The organism is Flavobacterium sp. N2550 (assembly GCF_025947265.1).
GTDB lineage: Bacteria > Bacteroidota > Bacteroidia > Flavobacteriales > Flavobacteriaceae > Flavobacterium > Flavobacterium endophyticum.
This window is the reverse complement of sequence record NZ_CP110007.1, coordinates 1,782,288-1,801,041: the sequence shown is the minus strand read 5'-3', so window position 1 is coordinate 1,801,041 and position 18,754 is coordinate 1,782,288. Positions and strand designations below refer to the sequence as shown.

10 protein-coding genes are annotated in these 18,754 nt (G+C 38.2%); 5 read left to right on the top strand and 5 right to left on the bottom strand.

The genetic code is table 11. From position 1 onward, the window contains the following. Nucleotides 1-66 precede the first annotated feature (66 nt). The 5 genes from OLM56_RS07900 to OLM56_RS07880 all read right to left on the bottom strand — a co-directional run bounded on the left by OLM56_RS07900 (nucleotide 67) and on the right by OLM56_RS07880 (nucleotide 12,668). The gene (locus OLM56_RS07900) at nucleotides 67-7,959 is read right to left on the bottom strand and encodes a choice-of-anchor J domain-containing protein (RefSeq protein WP_264528910.1); all 7,893 of its coding nucleotides are present in this window, start codon (nucleotides 7,957-7,959) and stop codon (nucleotides 67-69) included. Between the two features lie 161 nt (nucleotides 7,960-8,120). After that, entirely contained in the window at nucleotides 8,121-9,272 is a 1,152-nt protein-coding gene (locus tag OLM56_RS07895) for a tetratricopeptide repeat protein (RefSeq protein ID WP_121376641.1), read from the bottom strand. Next, nucleotides 9,265-10,857 (bottom strand): helix-turn-helix domain-containing protein, encoded by a 1,593-nt coding sequence (locus tag OLM56_RS07890; protein ID WP_264528909.1) that lies wholly within the window; start codon nucleotides 10,855-10,857, stop codon nucleotides 9,265-9,267. The genes OLM56_RS07895 and OLM56_RS07890 overlap by 8 nt, the downstream gene beginning before the upstream one ends. 152 nt (nucleotides 10,858-11,009) lie before the next feature. Further along, nucleotides 11,010-12,185 carry a GlmU family protein gene (locus OLM56_RS07885; RefSeq protein ID WP_182494030.1) on the bottom strand — a complete coding sequence of 392 codons (1,176 nt, stop codon included), beginning with the start codon at nucleotides 12,183-12,185 and terminating at the stop codon, nucleotides 11,010-11,012. Between the two features lie 231 nt (nucleotides 12,186-12,416). Then, entirely contained in the window at nucleotides 12,417-12,668 is a 252-nt protein-coding gene (locus tag OLM56_RS07880) for a type B 50S ribosomal protein L31 (protein WP_121376644.1), read from the bottom strand. A gap of 243 nt (nucleotides 12,669-12,911) precedes the next feature. On the opposite strand from OLM56_RS07880, the gene OLM56_RS07875 reads away from it, so the two are divergent. Genes OLM56_RS07875 through OLM56_RS07855 form a run of 5 tightly spaced genes read left to right on the top strand, consistent with a single transcriptional unit; the run spans nucleotide 12,912 to nucleotide 18,735 of the window. Beyond that, nucleotides 12,912-13,454, top strand: coding sequence for a DUF4199 domain-containing protein (locus OLM56_RS07875; RefSeq protein WP_121376645.1), 543 nt, complete (start codon nucleotides 12,912-12,914; stop codon nucleotides 13,452-13,454). Between the two features lie 3 nt (nucleotides 13,455-13,457). Continuing rightward, nucleotides 13,458-14,414, top strand: a complete 957-nt coding sequence (locus OLM56_RS07870) for a glycosyltransferase family 2 protein (protein ID WP_182494031.1) — start codon at nucleotides 13,458-13,460, stop codon at nucleotides 14,412-14,414. A gap of 33 nt (nucleotides 14,415-14,447) precedes the next feature. Next, nucleotides 14,448-16,175 carry a phospho-sugar mutase gene (locus OLM56_RS07865; RefSeq protein WP_264528908.1) on the top strand — a complete coding sequence of 576 codons (1,728 nt, stop codon included), beginning with the start codon at nucleotides 14,448-14,450 and terminating at the stop codon, nucleotides 16,173-16,175. A 15-nt stretch (nucleotides 16,176-16,190) separates the two neighbouring features. Continuing rightward, complete coding sequence (locus OLM56_RS07860; RefSeq protein WP_264528907.1) at nucleotides 16,191-18,020, top strand: ABC transporter ATP-binding protein; 1,830 nt, start codon at nucleotides 16,191-16,193, stop codon at nucleotides 18,018-18,020. Between the two features lie 13 nt (nucleotides 18,021-18,033). Next, nucleotides 18,034-18,735, top strand: coding sequence for a hypothetical protein (locus OLM56_RS07855; protein WP_121376649.1), 702 nt, complete (start codon nucleotides 18,034-18,036; stop codon nucleotides 18,733-18,735). Nucleotides 18,736-18,754: the final 19 nt, after the last annotated feature.

Sequence of the window (18,754 nt, the reverse complement as noted above, 5' to 3'; positions counted from 1 at the left end):
TTTTTCTTTGATATAACAGGCTACCCATCTTCAGACAGGCAGCACTGTCATTACTTTTTATGATTATTAATATTCTCTATTGATATAAACCCATCCTGTTACGGTAGTTCCATCTTGTTTTGAGATGCTATAGAAATAGGTGGCGTCTGGCAGTTCTTTTCCATCACTGCTTTGGCCATGCCATTCGTTGGTATAGTTTCCTTTAAACTTGTAGACTTCTTTACCATATCTATTGAAGATGCTGATATGTCTCACTCCCATTCCGCTCAAGTCAAAACTGTCGTTGAAGGTGTCGTTATTAGGAGAGATTCCTTTTGGTATCAGCTTGCATGAAGTACCATCAACCGTAAGACTAGCTGTATTTGAGCAAGAACCCGATGTTACAGCTACTGTAAATTCCATCGGCATCGTTGCATTTGGATGCTGTTCGATATATTCGTTTACGTTAAATCTGTCTGAATTTCCACCTACTGTAAGTCCGTTACCATCTTTCCATGTATAACTTGCCGTATCTGGATTGAAAGAACCGTTTACAGGCACTGCAGTAAGCCACAATACTTGATCTACGCATTCTTTAGTTACTTCGGCTTGGATATTTTCGGTAATCGTAATCGTAAAATTACTGCTGCCGCCAAGATTACAAGTAGCTGTATTTGATGCTATTTCATACGTGATCTGATAGATTCCAGGCGTACTTTGTGAAATCGAAATTTCTCCTGTAACTGCATTGATTACTAATCCTGATGGGGCTCTAAAACTACCTCCTGCTGTAAATCCTGGCGCCAGTTCTGGCAAATCATTATTATTACTAGAGCAATAGGTTTCGTTGTATGTAAAGCCTGTCACTGGAGTGATTCCGCTCGTTAATACAATAGTTGCTGTGAATTCTCCTTCTTCTGTACAAGTTGCCGTATTCTGAGCTAACGTATATACAATCTGATGTGTTCCTTCTGTAGCTCCAGCAAGGCTGATCTCACCAGTTGTTGGGTTTACCGTAATTGTAGTCGAAGCAAATGTACCTCCTGTACTGAATCCTGTTGGCAATATCGGCAACGGATTTGCTGTTGAATTGATACAAGCATTATCATAGCTGAATGTTACTTGCGGCGCCACTAAAGCATTTATCGTAATGCTTTGTGTATGGCTTCCGCCTGTATTACAGCCTGATGGAGTAACATTGTATGTGATGCTATACTCTCCTGCTGGGCTATTTGCCAAATCAATCTCTCCGGTAGTGGTATTTATAACCAAGCTTCCAGTAGCCTCAAAAACACCTCCTACATAGAAATCCTGAGCCAAGGTTGGCAGTGGATTCGCTTCGGCTTTGCAATACGAAGCTTGATAGGTGAAGTTTGTCACTGGCACTGTATTCTGGTCTATTTGTACTTGGAAACTACTGTTTCCTGCATCTGTACACGTAGCGGTATCTGAATTCAAGTTATAAGTTATAGTATGGTTTCCAGCTGTTGCTGTTGCCATATCGATTTCTCCTGTCAGCGGGTTTACAGAAAGTGTTTCCGATCCGAATGTACCTCCTGCAGTAAAACCTGTACCCAATGCAGGCAAAAGATTTGCATTGTTCAAACATACTGGTGTTTGGTATGTAAAATCAATTACAGGAGCTATAGCTGGTTCAATCGTAACAGAAACTGTATTTTCTCCAGCATCTGTACAGCCTATCATTCCGATAGCGTATTTAACACTGTACGTTCCTGATGTACTTGCGCTCAGGTTTATTTCTCCTGTTGTCGTATTGATACTTAATCCCTCTGGCGTAGCGCCGAAAGTTCCTCCTGTTGTAAAACCTGGATTCAAAGTAATAATCGGATTGGCTCCAAGAATACAATAGCTTGTATCATCATATAAGAATCCGACTTCAGCAGCCGTTCTTTCGCTTACCGTTACATTAATTGCAACTCTAGGACCTTCGCAACCGTTAGTATCAACATTGCTCACATAATAGGTCGTTGTTCCAACAGCATCTGTTTCTGGCGTAGGGGCCGTTAAAGTACCTGTTCCGCCTACTTCCTCTGTATACCATTTTAATGTATAGTTTTCAGTCGGCGTAGCAGTCAATGGCTGAGAAACAGCGTTTAGGCAATACTCAACTGGACTTACGACTGTTGGTACGTCGCTAAATCCATTATAAGTAACTGTTATGCTTTTATCGCAATATCTTGTTTTCCAATAGAATGTATAGGTTCCTGGCGTATTAAATCCTGAAATTGTCGTTGACTTATTGTTCGGGCTTTCGATAATTGCTTGTGCAGGATTGTTTTCAGCTGCAGACCATGAACCAACGCCTTGTGCCTCTAATAATGTAGAAGTTTCGTGGCAGGCAAGCGTAACAGATTCTGTTTCTATATCGGTGTTTGCAACAATACTAACGGCATCTAAAATATTTCCGATCGCATTATCTTTTGACCTGAAAACAAATCGCGTTACTTCTTGGCCCGCAGGAACATCATAGGTTCCTTCATAAAAATTCCATGAAAGCGTACCTAAATGGTCTTCAACCAATACAAACGGACCTGAAGGCGGACCTGCAAGCAATTGTAAAGAGCTGTTGCTACCTCTTGCAGAATGGGCATAACTATATTTAAATTGCGTAATCTCTGAACTGTCAAGATCTTGGAACGTTCCTTTGACGTTTACAAGATCCGAAGGATCAGTAGGTTCATCGGAGTCAGGTCCAAGCACTTGGATGACCTGACCGCCTTCGTAAGGCATATAACCGTCTATTCCTAGTGCATTTCCGAAGAAAAAGTCAGTATAGAGTTCTGTATCTTCTTCTGTGAAATTGCTTCTCCAAGCCGGTACCATATTTTGGGAGTAGAAATTACCCAATCCGAAATCGGCTTCTGGTCTCTCAAAACCTCCATTGACAATGTCCATTGCGCAAAGATCCTGTGGCGTTGTGATACAAACATCAAATGTGCAAGCATTAGGCGCTATATCGTTTAACGTTGCTCTTACTTTGTAAGTTGCTCCTACTTCCAGTTCGGTACTGTAAGCCATCACGATTACATTATTGTAAGTACAAACCATTTCTTCTAAACCTGTACCTCCAACTTTGTATAATGTCAACGTAATTTTTGGCGACACCTCATCTGCGTTATTACCCGATTGATAACGGTTTTTTGCTGAGAAGTTACTTAGTTCTAGTACATGTACTTTTGAAGTAGCCACAAACTCAAACCAGACATCTCCTCTATTGACACCGCTACAGCTCATTGGCTCGGCAGAAACCGTTGCACCGATAAAGCTGGCTTTAGTAACCGATTGTCCGCAAGCTGCAGTTGCATTTACAGGTATAGTGATTGCTCTTGAAGCATCGTCGTTTCTTACAAATTTCTTAGGTCCTGACCAGTAACTAGTGTTATTAGTACCGCAGACAGCTCTTACAAAAAATTCGTACGTACCAGCTGTCAAATTGGCGAAATCAGAGGCCAGTGGTGTATAAGAAGTCGTGGTAACTACTGTTCCAGATTGTGGCAGCGTACCATTATTGAGTGGCTGTATGCCTACTTCCCATTGTGTTTCTGTACCGCCAGCTGTCCAAGAAAGTACGCCTGTTTGGCTTACTGCAAGGTTTGTTGGTTGCGGACAGGTAATGACTCCGCAAATTGCCAAACCTCTATATATGGTGCTTCTTGGTGTTATAGTTCCTAAGTCACCTGTCCAGATTGTATTTCCTTCTGAATCTTTTACTTCAACTAAAGCACCAGGGTATTGGCCAGGAGCAGTACCAACTGAATCCCAGAACAATGAAAATTCAACTCCAGTACATAAGAATACCGTAAAATCTACAGGAGCAGGAGTTTCGTTCCATGGGCCGGTTGGGAATTCGAGCGTTTGGAGTTTCACTCCGTTTTGCATTACGTCAATTCCTCCACCAACACCTGATGAACCGGCACCGCTTAAAGTGATTGTATATTCGCAGAGATTCTCGAAACTGCATCTTGTGTTAAATTCAAATGGTCCAATCCATTCGCTTTTTTCAGTAGCACTACATACTGATCTTACATAGTACTCATATCTTATGGCTGGCGTAAGGCCTGTCGCCGTATAAGGGTTTGAAGATGTATTGTGCAAATATTGTGCATCTCCGTCGCCAACAGGAGCTGGCAATTCTTCTGGCTGAACATATACATCCCAGGATGTTTCCGTACCGTTAGAATCCCATGAAATCTTAGCTTCGGTATCGATAATATCGCTAACCGCAAGATTGTTAGGTGCTGGACATGATGGTATATCTTCGATAACCACTTTGTCTAATACCAGCATCTGCCCTCTATAACCCCATGGATTAGGATCTTTTTGAGGAATATGCCATGCAATATTTATATTGCCTGTAACACCAGCCGGAAGGTTTATTACTTTTTCCTTCCATTCTGGATTGTTAAGCGGCGGAACATCTTCATAATCTACTTCGTATAATACTGTTGTAAACTGAGCAGGCTCAATTCCAGTAGTTGACAGCCTTACTGCAAGGTCTTCTTGAAAATCTGATCCAAGAACTCTATAGTAATAGCGCAAGCGCTGGCCAGCTCTCACTGTTATCGTAGGCGAAATAAGCCAATCGTTGTTATTACCATTAGAGCCTGTAAACATTACTGCTGCATGCTCGCCTTCGTAAGGATTTAGCGTCATGTTAAGGTTCCATTCAAAAGTATCGGCATTGCCGTTGACTACTCTCCAGCATTCTTCTGATGGAGAACCTGGGTTGAATGTTTCTGTAAATGGCGTGGTAAAGGCTGTACATAAAGTCGTAAATACAAAAGGGCCAACCCATTCGCTTTGTTCAGTGGTACTGCAATACGCTCTTACGTAATATTCATATTGTGTATTAGGCTGTAATGGATCTGTGGCATATGCAGTATTGGTATTTGTCAGGTCTCCGTTCACTGTTGGAATACCCAAACCAGCGGCTTGTACCACAACCTGCCACTGAGTTTCTTCATAACCAGGAGTCCAAGTTAAAACAGCTGCATTTTGTGTAATATTAATGGCTTTAAGTTCTGATGGAGCTGGACATGCCGGAGCATCTTCCACTTTTACATCATCAATATGCATTACTGAGGTACCTCCTGCTATGGAGAACGATGGCGGTACCCTGAAAGCGATGTATACAGGACCGTTGGCATTGATATAAAGAGATTTTTCGATAAAATCGGTATTTGTAAATTCCATCAGCGGCATGACAACTGTAAAGCTCGCTGGATCTGTGTTTGTAGTAGACATCAAGACTTCTACTCCATATCTCGGATTTGGGAAGAAAGGACTCAAAGCTGCTCTGTATTTGAACTTTAACGCTTTTGTACCTACAACATTGATCGCTGGAGAGATAAGCCAGTCATCATAGGATGCCGTAGGAAAAGGAAAGCCCCTGCCTTGAATTGCGGCTACTGTATTGTCTAAACGCCAAGTAGTACCGTCTGAATTAGCATCAGCAAAACTCCAGCATGATCTGTGCGCGTTTGCATCTGTAATATCAAAGCTCTCGTAAAAAGGCGTATCAAAAACACCGCATACTGTAGTGAAATAAAATGGCCCGGCCCAATTGCTTTGCTGTGTTGATGAACAATACGCTCTTACGTAATATTCATATTGTGTTGCGTGGGTAAGATCTTCGGCTGTATATTCAGGATCATCGATAAGTTCTCCTGTTCCAGTTGGTATGCCTGTGTCTTTTAGCTGTACTACGATCTGCCATTGTGTTTCTGCATCGCCAGCAGTCCATGAAAGATCAGCTGTAGTTGTAGTAATATTTTCTGCTACTAGAAGGATAGGATCCGAGCATTCAGGCTTATCTTCTACTACAACATCATCTATAAAAAAGTTATATGCCGTTTCTCCTATTTCTGGATGAACATAAAATGCAAAATTTATATTTCCTGTTATCGATTCTGGTATATTGATGATTTTTTCCAGCTGATCGTTATCCGTATCGATTATTTGCGAAGGCAATAATACCGTGGTAAAATCTCCTTGCGCTATTCCTGAAGTAGATAAAACCACAGAAAAGCGTACCGCCCCACCTGAAGTTGAATATTTAAACTTAAGTCTTTTAGGAGTTGTGCCAAGGTTAATGATAGGAGAAATCATCATATCATTGTTTTCTCCTTGTCTGTCTCCTGCTCTTAGCCTAATATTATCGAACGATCCTGTCCACTTACTACCATCATTATTGACATCTAAAGGAATCCAACATGGCACTGGGCTAGCTGCTCTAGCTCCAGTAAATGGTTCAACATACGGAGTATTGAACAAACATTGAGTAGCAAATCGATACGGATTACTCCAATTGCTCGGAACTCCACCGCACACAGAACGGACGTACAAATCATACGATGTTCCTGCAGCTAACCCGCTATTTATCAGATTGTCAATATTGCTATTCGTCGACATTCCCGAACCAGTTGGAATACCTGCTCCTGCGGCTCGTACCACATACTCCCATGAGTTTGCCAAATTACCTACATTATCCCAGGATACCGAAACACTATCTGTTGTCAGGTCTTCAAGCGTAAATGTAGCAGGTGGTGCACAGGTAGCAAAACTCAATTCGAAAGTGAAGCACACACTTGCATCTGAATCGAATGTTGTCGATATCACGATAATATACGTATGCCCAGCCTCTACATATAAATTAGAAATATATTTGGGAACATTTGTTTCGGTAGTATTCAATCCTGCGATACAGCTTACACCTACATCGGCACAATCTTCATAGACAAATACTCCTGTAATTGCATTTCCAAAACATCCTGATCCTTGCGAATACGGAAGCGTAAGTTGTTTTATATTGACCAAACCATTCTGAGTCGGTGTATACGAAAAGAAAGCTTTTGATCCATTAAGGAAGTTTCCTGTTGTTGAAGGCGACAAGCAGCCTGTACCTTGAGTAGTATAACTTGTCGGATTATCTGCAAAGAGATTTAGATTGCTTGAAAGCGTATAAGGTGTCGTAGTAAAAGGAATCACTATCGGCGTACTGCAAGACAATCCTAATATTTTTGTCCTGAAAGTAAAAGGTCCGGCCCATGAGCTTGCTGTGTTGGCATCACAAACAGCCTTGATATAGACATCATACGAAGTATCAGCAGCAAGAGAAGGCGGCGAATAAGAATTCGAAACGCTTACGCCAGTAGCTGCAGGAGTAGTTCCTTGTAACACGACTTGGATTTCAAAATCGGTAGCCGTCGGATGCGTCCATGACAGGTTTGCGCTATTTGACGTGATATTGCTTGCTGAAAAATCGGTCTGGTTTACTTTTAGACATGATTCAATTACCCTAACGTTATCTATAAACCAGGCATCACCACTAGGTGTTGCTCCTGTTTGCGTATTTATGACTACAAATGCAATGTATACTGGCAGCCCGACAGGAACATCTGAAGGGATTTCGACTATTTTTTCTTCATAGGCAGTCTGCGAACCAACATTAAGATCCACTTCTGTCCATGATTTTAATACTACCGAATATCCAGCGGGATCATTTTGAGACGCCGTGGATAACCTGATCTGATAGATTGCCCCGTTATTTGCGGCGCTCGATTGTTTTGTAAAAAAACGTATCTCTCCATGTTCAGGAATTGGAACAGGTGGAGTCGCTAAAAAATATTGCGCCGTAGTACCAGCTCCGATATTTTCTGAGCTTGGGTCTATAAAAGCGGCTTTCGTTCCTTGATAGCTATCTGAGGTAATGCCCCAATTTAATGTGCCGTTGACCCTAAAAGATTGCCATGGCGGAATAGGCATGCCGCTTTCAAATGTCTCTGTAGCCATTTGAGCATAGCTGCCCATCGACATAAAGAATAAAAGCAAGGGGATAACGGTTCTTTTTCTAATACTATTATGTATTAGCCAATTCTGAATTTTGGAATAGAATCGATAAGGATTAATCAGCAATAGAAGCTGACATATTATCGAGGTAAATAGTAATTCTTTTCTCATAAGTCATTACATTTTTCAGTTAGTGTTTCGTCATAAAAATAGGGACTCTTACTAACGTATTTTGAAAAATGTCTTTGCTATTTACCGAAATTTGAAAGGCTAAAAAAAAATTTAAAACATTATAAATCAAATCATTAACTATAAAAATTCAAATGATTCGCCTAAACAGATTTTACTCTTGAGTTTTGAAGATTTTCAATAGTTTTGTTTAATTTTAATATATTTTTTTTGTTTTTTCTAAGTAATATAATGAAAAATATAACAACTAATATTATTACTATTAAAGTTGTTAGGATATAATAATTGTATTTATAAATTTCTGTTTTAAGATTTTTATTTTGAGTTTTATATCCTTCAGTAATTAGATTATTAATGGATTTTCGTTCTGATTCTTTGACCTTTAATTGTGTCTCTAAATAACGAGCATGAAATATCTTGTAGTTTTCCCAATCATTAACCGCCAGATAATTTTCTACAAGACCATTATAGATTCCTCTGTTCAGGACTAAATCTCCGACGTCATGTGATATTTTGTGTGCTTCTTCGAGTTCTTTTATGGCATCTCTATACCTACCTTCTAAAGTATAGACTTCTGCCAAGCCTTTTTGAGCGAAGGCCTGAAGGCTTTTAGCTTTTATGCCTTTTGCGATTACAATAGCTTCTAAAAAGCTTTTCTTCGCGGCTTCATTGTCAGATAGCAGAATATAGCAGTTTCCTTTGTTATAATTGGCGATGCTTAAATTGGCATTTACTATAGAATTCTTCACATTAGCAAGTTCCGCTATCCCTTTATTAAAAAAATTAATGGCAATATCGCAATTCAATTTTTCTTTATAAATAAATCCTCTCACGATGTAATTCCTTCCGAGATGGAGCCGCACCGAATCTTTAACTGGATAAGCCAGACACAGCTTTTCCGCTTCATTCAGGTATTGTATGGCCTCATCATAAATCATCAGCTGCTGGTATTGGATTGCCATTTTATTGACAATCTTAATTTTCAAGATCGGGTCGTCGATCTGGCCGGACAGATGGTTTGCCTGAATTACATATTCTAATGATTTCTGATAGTCTCTTTTTGAAGAATAAGCATCGGCAACCAACATCAGCCCTTTTATCTTCGTCTTGACATCGTCTTTAGAATTGGCTATAATCGATTTACCGACCAACAGAGCTTTATCAGGATTTTCATAGATTTCCAAAGTACTGGCCTTGACGATGCTGTCTATGTTCTTGGTCTGCGCCACAACTGTAGTACAGCATAGCGTAACCATGCTTACAAGAAAGGTAAAAAAAGAGTAGCGGTTATGCATGGCTATTTATTTTTTCTTGTTTTTTGGCTTCTGTTTCTTCTTTTAAAAGCTCGATAAAAGTTCCTGGCGCTATTCCTGTGATCGATTTAAATACCGTAGCAAAGCTGCTATGGGATGAAAAACCGCTCTTTTCAGCTAAATAGCTGATTTTATAGTGCATGTAATTTGGGTCTTCTTTCAGCTTTTCGATAATAAAATTGATACGCAGTTTGTTGATATACGTATTGAAATTGTCTTGGTAATGCTTGTTGATTATCTCCGACAAATATTTGGTATTCGTATCAAATTGCCCTGCCAAGACAGCGAGCGACATTTCTTTATTGGTGTATCTGACGGAATTCTCGAAACGTTTTAATTTTGCCAGTATAATCTGTTCGGTCTCCACTGGAATGGCAATTTTTTTGTTCGTTTCTTTCTTCTCCGGATGCAGCTTGACCGTATTATTCGTGCTTATTTCTAGATAGCTGATAATTTCTTTTAAACGTTTTTTCTTGATGTTGCCCTTCAGCCAAAGTAAAAACCCAGCAATCAAAACAAAAATGAAGAGACCTATAGCTACATAAAAATAATCTGCATGTCGATTCTTTGCTTTTTGAAATTCGGCTTCCTGTTCTTGACTGATTAAATTATAAGCGGAGTTGACAGCTTCTTGCTCAGTATTCTCTACATAGCTATGCAGTTTCAGGAATTCATTATCCGTTAACTGATGATTTTCTTTATCATTCAGCGCCAAATAATTGATGCTCAGCTGCCTGTCTATTACTTTGAGAAGGGCATCATTACGCAGTTTTTTTGCCATTTTCATAGATTGCATCAACGTATCGATAGCTCTTGCGTGCTGCTTTTCTTGAAAATAGACAAGACTCAGTTCATTGAGTATTGTTATTGCATTTAGAAGATTAGGATTTGCTACTTTGTTTGGCAATTGTTGCGCTCTTTTTAGATAATACGATGCAGAATCTAATTCGGCCAGACCGACATACGCTTTTCCTTTTGCAATAGTAAAGTCTTGTTGCAAGGAACTGTCTTTTTCTAAAATGGATTTGTATTTGCTCCCGACTTTGTGTAGCTGCTCGAGTGCTTTTTGGTAGCTCTGCCTGTCAAGATACATCCCAGAATTGCAGATCAATATCTTGGCTTCAAAAAAACCTTTGTCTTCTTTTGATTTTAAATTGGGGATAATTCTGGAAGCTTCTTCAAGACATTTTTTTGCCTGATTGTCAAGATACAACGTTTTTAATAACTGTGCTTTGAAGAGTAATATTTTGATCGTTTCATCTTTTCCTGCATTATCCGAGTATTTTCCTGCTTCAAATGCGTTAATGACTGAATTGTTATAATCGCCTTTTGCCCAATAGCTTTCGGCCATCAGCAGATAAAATTTTGTTTTTTGAGCATCGGATTGTGCATTCCTGAGCAGGTATTCGCCAATTTTTAAAGCTTCGTCCGGACTCCAATTCACCAACTCATACGCTTTATCCAGTAGAGCTTCATTTTGAGCCGAAGATTGACTATAGGCACTATTTCCCCATAAGCAAATTGCCGTGGCAAGCAGTAAACAGATATAGTGGCGACAGATTTTCATTTAGCCTATTCTAAATTGAGGTTTTCCGTAAAAAAACACTTTTTACAAATATATCCTCTTTTCTCTTATTTTGGGAAATATAGAAGCATAATCACAAATCCCTTGTGAAATTATTTAAAAAAAGCCGCTAAACAGTATTTAGCGGCTTTTTTTTAGTCTTTTCTCCATTTTTTAGTTTCTTCAAAAACATGCTCCAAAATCTTAGCCTCTTTTTCATCAAACTCTACATTCCGTCTGGACATCACTATTTTGGCGGTCTCAAAGGCCTTTTTGGTAATATAGGTCGTAAATCCTGAAGCTCCGCCCCAAGAAAAACTCGGCACAAAGTTCCTTGGAAATCCACTGCCGAAAATATTAGCGCTCACGCCTACAACTGTCCCTGTATTAAACATGGTATTAATTCCGCATTTGCTATGGTCGCCCATCATCAGTCCACAAAACTGCAAGCCGGTTCTTGCAAAACCTTCTGTTTCGTAGCTCCACAATTTCACTTCCTCATAATTATTCTTGAGATTGGAGTTGTTACTATCAGCTCCTATATTGCACCATTCGCCCAAGACAGAATTCCCTAAGAATCCATCATGTCCTTTGTTAGAATATGCAAAAAGAACCGAGTTGCTGACTTCTCCACCAATTCTTGAAAACGGTCCTACAGTTGTAGCTCCATATACCTTAGAAGCCAGTTTTACCTGAGCTCCTTCACACAAGGCAAACGGTCCTCTGATTACAGAACCTTCCATGATTTCAGAGTTCTTTCCGATGTAGATCGGTCCTGTAGAAGCATTTAGAGTGACAAATTCCAGCTTGGCTCCTTCTTCAATAAAGATGTTTTCTGGCGAAATTACATTGACGCTTTTCGGGATAGGCTGTGAAACCCTATCTTCTGTCAGCAGTTCAAAATCCTCACGGATTGCGGTATCATTTTTCTTGAAAATATCCCAAGTATGCTCGATTGTAAGACAATCATCGTTGTATTCTATTATTTCGTAATTATCAAAATCAACTTCTTCTTGGCTGTCTTCGGAAAAAAAAGCAATTACTTCTTCTCCTTTAAAAATAGCTTGATTTTTCTCTAACGACTTTACCATTTCGGCCAAAACTTCATTAGGAAGAAAAGAGGCATTGATCATGATGTTTTCCTCCATTTCTACCATCGGGAATTTTTCCATCAAGTATTCTTCCGTCAGGCTGGTGGTCGTATAGCCAAGGTATTTTTCCCACTTTTCACGAATGGTCAGAATCCCTACACGAATATCGGCTACAGGGCGGGTAAATGTAAAAGGCAATAAGGCGTTTCGAACGGTTCCGTCAAAAAGTATGTAGTTCATCTTGTTTAGTTTATAGTTGATAGTTATTAGTTGATAATTTTAAATCTGTGATTTTGGATTTCAGATTTCAGATTTCAGATTTAGGAACTCAAGTCCTTAGGAACTTTGCTCCTTAAAATCTTAGTCTCTTAGAACCTTAACTCCCCAAAGTTACAAAGTAAAAAGAATAAATTGCAAATAAAAAAGCCTCCCGATATGGAAGGCTTTTTCTTATTTTGAAACAAGCAAAAATTATTTTGCGTGTTTAGCGTATTTCGTTTTGAATTTGTCGATACGTCCTGCAGTATCAATCAATTTAGACTTACCTGTGTAGAAAGGGTGAGATGTTCTTGATATCTCCATTTTTACAACCGGATATTCAACTCCTTCGTGAATGATTGTTTCTTTTGTTTCAGCTGTAGATTTAGTGATAAAAACATCTTCGTTAGACATGTCTTTAAAAGCAACTAATCTGTAATTCTCTGGGTGAATTCCTTTTTTCATCTTATTTGATTTTTATTCGATTTAATTATAATTCGTCTTGAAGCTTTTCATGTTGAAAAGGTATAAACTCCTTATAACTTTTTAATTTTTAAACTTTTATTATTTTGAGTCTGCAAATTTACAATTATTTTTCAATAAACAAATCTTTCCTTCTCTTTTTTTTCTAGTATTATGAATTGATTTTTAGCGTAGTGTAAATGCGGATTTCTTATATTTGTAGATTAATTCTTAAATAGAGAAAAAATGAGCGAAATTACATCTCCTGCTAAATCGGCAGTTCAATATGGATTATTTTTTGGAGTAATTATAATTTTAGAATTTGTGATTCCTTATGTAATGGGACTAGATCTAATAAAAAATCAAGCTCTGGGATTAATAATCAACCTATTGAATTATTTGGTCCTGCCTATTTTATTTATAAGTTTAGCAATAAATAATTTCAAAAAGAACATCAATAACGGCTTCCTTTCTTTTGGTCAAGGATTAAAAGCAGGAGTTTCAGTAACTACAATAGCAGGTTTACTATCAGCAGTATTTATGATTATCTTTTTTCTGATATTCCCAGAATACGGACAAGAAATCTTAGAAAAAACAAGAGAAGTGATGGTTGAAAAAAATCCTAACATGACTCAAGAGCAACTAGACATGTCGATTTCAATGATGGAAAAATTCACTAAACCGTATATTGTTGCCCCTTTTACAGTAGCCATGTATGCTTTTCTTGGCTTAATTTATTCACTTATAATTAGTGCAATTCTAAAAAATGACAAGCCGCAAGGTTACTAATAAATGAATCTATCCATTATTATCCCTCTTCTCAACGAAGAAGAATCTTTAAAAGAATTACAGCAGTGGATCGAAAAGGTCATGACCGCTAACAATTTCTCCTACGAAGTCATTTTTATTGATGATGGCAGTACCGATAATTCATGGCCAATTATTGAGGAACTGTCAAAAGAAAACCAAAACATAAAAGGAATCCGTTTTTTGCGGAATTACGGAAAATCCCAGGCTTTGCATGCCGGTTTTGCAAAAGCACAAGGCGATGTCATCATTACGATGGACGCTGACTTACAGGACAGTCCGGACGAGATTCCTGAGTTATACTCGATGATTATCGACCAAAAATACGATTTGGTTTCTGGCTGGAAGAAAAAACGTTTCGATTCTGTCGTTTCTAAGAACCTTCCTTCAAAATTATTCAATTGGGCCGCCCGAAAAACCTCTGGCGTAGCACTGAATGATTTTAACTGCGGATTGAAAGCTTATAAAAAAGTGGTTGTCAAAAACATTGAAGTTTCTGGTGAGATGCATCGCTACATCCCCGTTTTGGCAAAAAATGCCGGATTTGCAAAAATCGGCGAAAAAGTCGTAGTACACCAGGCTCGAAAATACGGTTCCACGAAATTTGGCATGGAGCGCTTCATCAACGGTTTCTTAGATCTGATCACGATCTGGTTTCTTTCCCGATTCGGAAAAAGACCGATGCACTTGTTTGGAGCATGGGGCGTCGTAATGTTCTTGATTGGCTTTTTATCAGCCGGATATATCGGTTTCATGAAGCTTTACAGGCTTTATGACAAACAATCTACCATATTAATTACGGATAATCCTTGGTTTTATATCGCTTTGACTACCATGATTATCGGAACACAGCTGTTCTTAGCCGGCTTTTTAGGAGAAATAATACTAAGAACCAAAAATAACGAGGAACGTTATAAGGTTTCTAAAGAAATAAATCTTTAAATTTAAAGTTGAATTTTAAATTTTAAATCCCGAATGCACATCGAAAAAAATATATTAGACAAAGTAAACATCTGGCTTTCGCCTGTATTTGACGAAAAAACACATAAGGAAATCACAGAAATGATGACTTCTTCTCCAAAAGAATTAGAAGAAAGTTTCTATAAAAACCTTGAATTTGGAACTGGCGGCATGAGAGGAATCATGGGCGTCGGGACCAACCGTATCAACAAATATACGCTTGGCAAAAACACGCAGGGAATTTCTAATTACATGAAAAAGGTATTCCCAAATGAGCAGTTAAAAGTGGCTATTGCTTACGATTGCCGCCACAACAGCGATACGCTTGCAAAAGTAGTCGCTGATGTTTTTTCTGCGAATGGAATCAAAGTGTATTTGTTTTCTGAAATGCGTCCTACTCCAGAATTGTCATTTGCACTAAAATACCTGAAATGCCATGCAGGAATTGTCCTGACTGCTTCGCACAATCCACCTGAATACAACGGATACAAGGTCTATTGGCAAGACGGAGGCCAATTAGTTCCGCCGCAAGATGCTGAAATCATACAAATCATTGAAGCTTTAGGATATGACCAGATCAATTTTAAGGCGAATGAAAACCTAATCGAGTATATCGACAAAAAAATAGACGAAGCTTTTGTAAAGTCAACCATTGAAAACGCAAGTTTCAACACTCCTTCTGAGGCCAAGAAAAATCTAAACATAGTCTATACTTCACTTCACGGAACTTCTATAAAATCAATTCCTGAAGTTTTGTCAAAAGCCGGCTATACTAATGTCAATATTGTTCCAGAACAGGCTGTGCCTGATGGGAACTTCCCTACCGTAAAATCTCCAAATCCAGAAGAACCGGAAGCCTTAACTATGGCGTTGGCGTTGGCAGAAAAATTAAATGCAGATATTGTTGTAGGGACAGACCCTGATTCTGACCGTCTTGGCGTAGCTGTCAGAGACAATGACGGCAAGATGATTTTACTAAATGGAAACCAGACAATGGTCTTGATGACTGCATTTTTATTGGAGCAATGGCAAAAAGCAGGTAAGATTACTGGAAAAGAATTTATCGGATCGACTATTGTTTCTACGCCAATGATGATGGAATTGGCCACAGCTTATGATGTAGAATGCAAAATCGGCCTGACCGGATTTAAATGGATTGCCAAAATGATCAAGGATTTTCCAGAGCTGAAATTTATCGGCGGTGGCGAAGAAAGTTTTGGATTTATGGTTGGCGATGCTGTTCGTGATAAAGATGCCGTAGCCGCAACCTTATTGGTCTGCGAAATTGCTGCTCAAGCAAAGGCCAATGGAAGCTCACTTTATAAAGAGCTTTTGAATTTATATGTAGATTTTGGGTTTTATAAGGAATATCTAATTTCAATAACCAAAAAAGGAATTGAAGGCGCTGCAGAAATCCAAACTATGATGCTACAGCTGCGTCGAAATCCTTTGAAAGAAATCAACGGACAAAGAGTGTTGATGGTTGAAGACTACGAGAATTCAACCGCAAAGAACTTATTTTCTGGAGAGACAGAAACATTGGAAATTCCAAAATCCAACGTCTTGATTTATTATCTGGAAGACGGCACAAAAATATGCGCTCGTCCAAGCGGTACAGAACCTAAAATAAAATTCTATTTCAGCGTAAACGAACCACTAGAATCTGTCGAAGATGCCAAGAAAGTAGAAAAAAATCTAGATCAAAAAATAAAAAATATCATTGCAGAAATGCATCTGCAATAATTCACCAATAAATTAATGGATGCAAATTTAAGAAAGTTAATCCCTTTTGCTTTTCGGTATAAAAAAGACATTGTTTTAAATATTGTCTACAACGTTTTTTATGCTTTTTTCTCAACAATCTTAATGGTTTCAATGATTCCAACATTAAATGTATTGTTTGGGCTTAACGAAAAAGTTTTCACAAAACCTGAATATACAGGAATTGAAAATTTAAAATCATTTTCCGAAAATTATCTAAATTATAAAGTTACCCAATTTACAGAAAATAGCGGCTTTGAATACGCCATGATTTTTGTAATTTCTATTATCATCGTAACTGCATTTTTAAAAAATTTCACAAACTATTTAGCATCCTATCACATAACTCGGCTTAGGAATGGCGTTTTAAATGATTTACGGGAAAAATTATACCTTGTAATTATCAATCTTCCTATTTCTTATTATTCAGAAAAAAGAAAAGGAGATGTCATGTCGAGAATGCTGGGCGATGTTAACGAGGTTAAAAATGCATTTTTTCAAGTTTTGGAGCTTGTAGTTAGAGAGCCGTTAACGATTGTATTCTCAATTGCAGCCATGTTTTTTATAAGTGCTAAACTTACATTGTTTGTATTTTTATTTATTCCAATTTCTGGCTTTATCATTTCTAGAGTCGGAAAAAATTTAAAAACTAAATCAACAAGAGCTCAAGAAGAAAACGGACTACAAATATCAATCTTAGACGAAACATTAAGCGGTTTGAAAGTAGTTAAAGGCTTTAATTCTGAAAATGTTTTTATATCAAAATTTAATTTGTCTTTAAAACGATTATTACGTTTATCAAATAGCATTGGAAACAAAAATAATCTGGCTTCACCTTTAAGCGAATTTTTAGGGATTCTAACCATTGCCGTTCTATTATGGTATGGCGCACAATTAGTTATTGTAGACAAATCTTTGTCACCAACAACATTCATTGCTTATATTGCTCTGGCATATACGATTTTAACTCCGGCAAAAGCAATTTCAAAAGCCTCTTACCAAGTAAAAACAGGACTCGCTGCAGCTGAACGTGTTTTTACATTAATGGAAGAAAAAAATGCAATCACAGATAAACTTGATGCTATTGAGAAAAATACTTTCGAGAACAACATTCATATCGATAACATTAATTTTAGGTACGAAAAAGAAAATGTCCTCAAGAACTTCTCGTTAGATGTCAAAAAAGGACAGACCGTCGCTTTAGTTGGACAATCGGGAAGCGGAAAAAGTACCATTGCCAATTTGCTTACTCGTTTCTATGATGTCCAGGAAGGAATTTTAAAAATTGACGGCGTAAATATAAAAGACATCACTATGAAATCTTTGCGAGACCTGATGGGACTGGTCACACAAGATTCTATCTTATTCAACGATTCTATAAAAAACAATATCAAATTAGGCAAACAAGACGCAACTGACGAAGAAATAATTGACGCGTTGAAAATCGCCAATGCTTATGAATTCGTAAAAGATTTGCCTCTAGGAATCAATACAAATGTGGGCGACAGCGGAAACAAATTATCAGGCGGACAAAAGCAGCGATTGAGCATTGCTAGAGCGGTCTTGAAAAACCCTCCGATCATGATTTTGGATGAAGCCACATCAGCTCTAGATACCGAAAGCGAAAGATTGGTTCAAGTTGCATTGGAAAACATGATGCAGAACAGGACTTCAATCGTAATCGCACACAGGTTATCCACCATCCAAAAAGCGGACAAGATTGTCGTCATGCAGAAAGGTGAAATTGTAGAACAAGGAACCCACGACGAACTGCTAGCCAAAAACGGAGTGTACAAAAAATTGGTAATGATGCAGTCCTTTGAATAACAAACCCTAAATTATGTATCAGAATAATCCAAACATAAGCCTTCCGGAAAATAGCGACACAGTCGTTTGGAAATATTTGGATTTATCTAAGTTCCTGGACCTGTTGTTGTCCAAAAAACTTTTTATGTCACGTTCTGATAAATTTGAGGATCAGTATGAAGGTACTTTCAGCGAGCCTACGTTCGAGGAAATCCGGAAAATTTCTGAAAACAATCCTGAATTTCTAGACGTATACAAAACCCAGAGAAAAAATGTAGTCATCAGCAGCTGGCATATTAATGAATATGAGTCTTTTGCCATGTGGCAGATTTTTACCCAAAACAGCGAAGGACTAGCCATACAATCTACAATCAAGAGAATACAGGAATCGTTGCATTTGGAGAAGCACTACGAACAGCACATTGGTGAAGTAAATTATATCGATTATAAAAAAGAATACATTCCTTTCGATGATGATTTTTTCCCTTTTCTTTTCAAGCGCAAAAGTTTTCAGTACGAGAGAGAAGTTCGAATCATCTCAAATCTTTCTTCTCATAACCTGACCATCAACGAAGGCGTCAAAATAGACGTGGATATCAACAAACTAATTGAAAAGATATATATACACCCGAAATCAGAGAACTGGTATAAAAACCTCGTAATTCAGCTCGTAGGACAGCTTGGCTTCGACTTTACAATCGAGAAATCAGATTTAGAAAGCGATATCTTGATTTAAGAATAAAAAAAAATCCCCA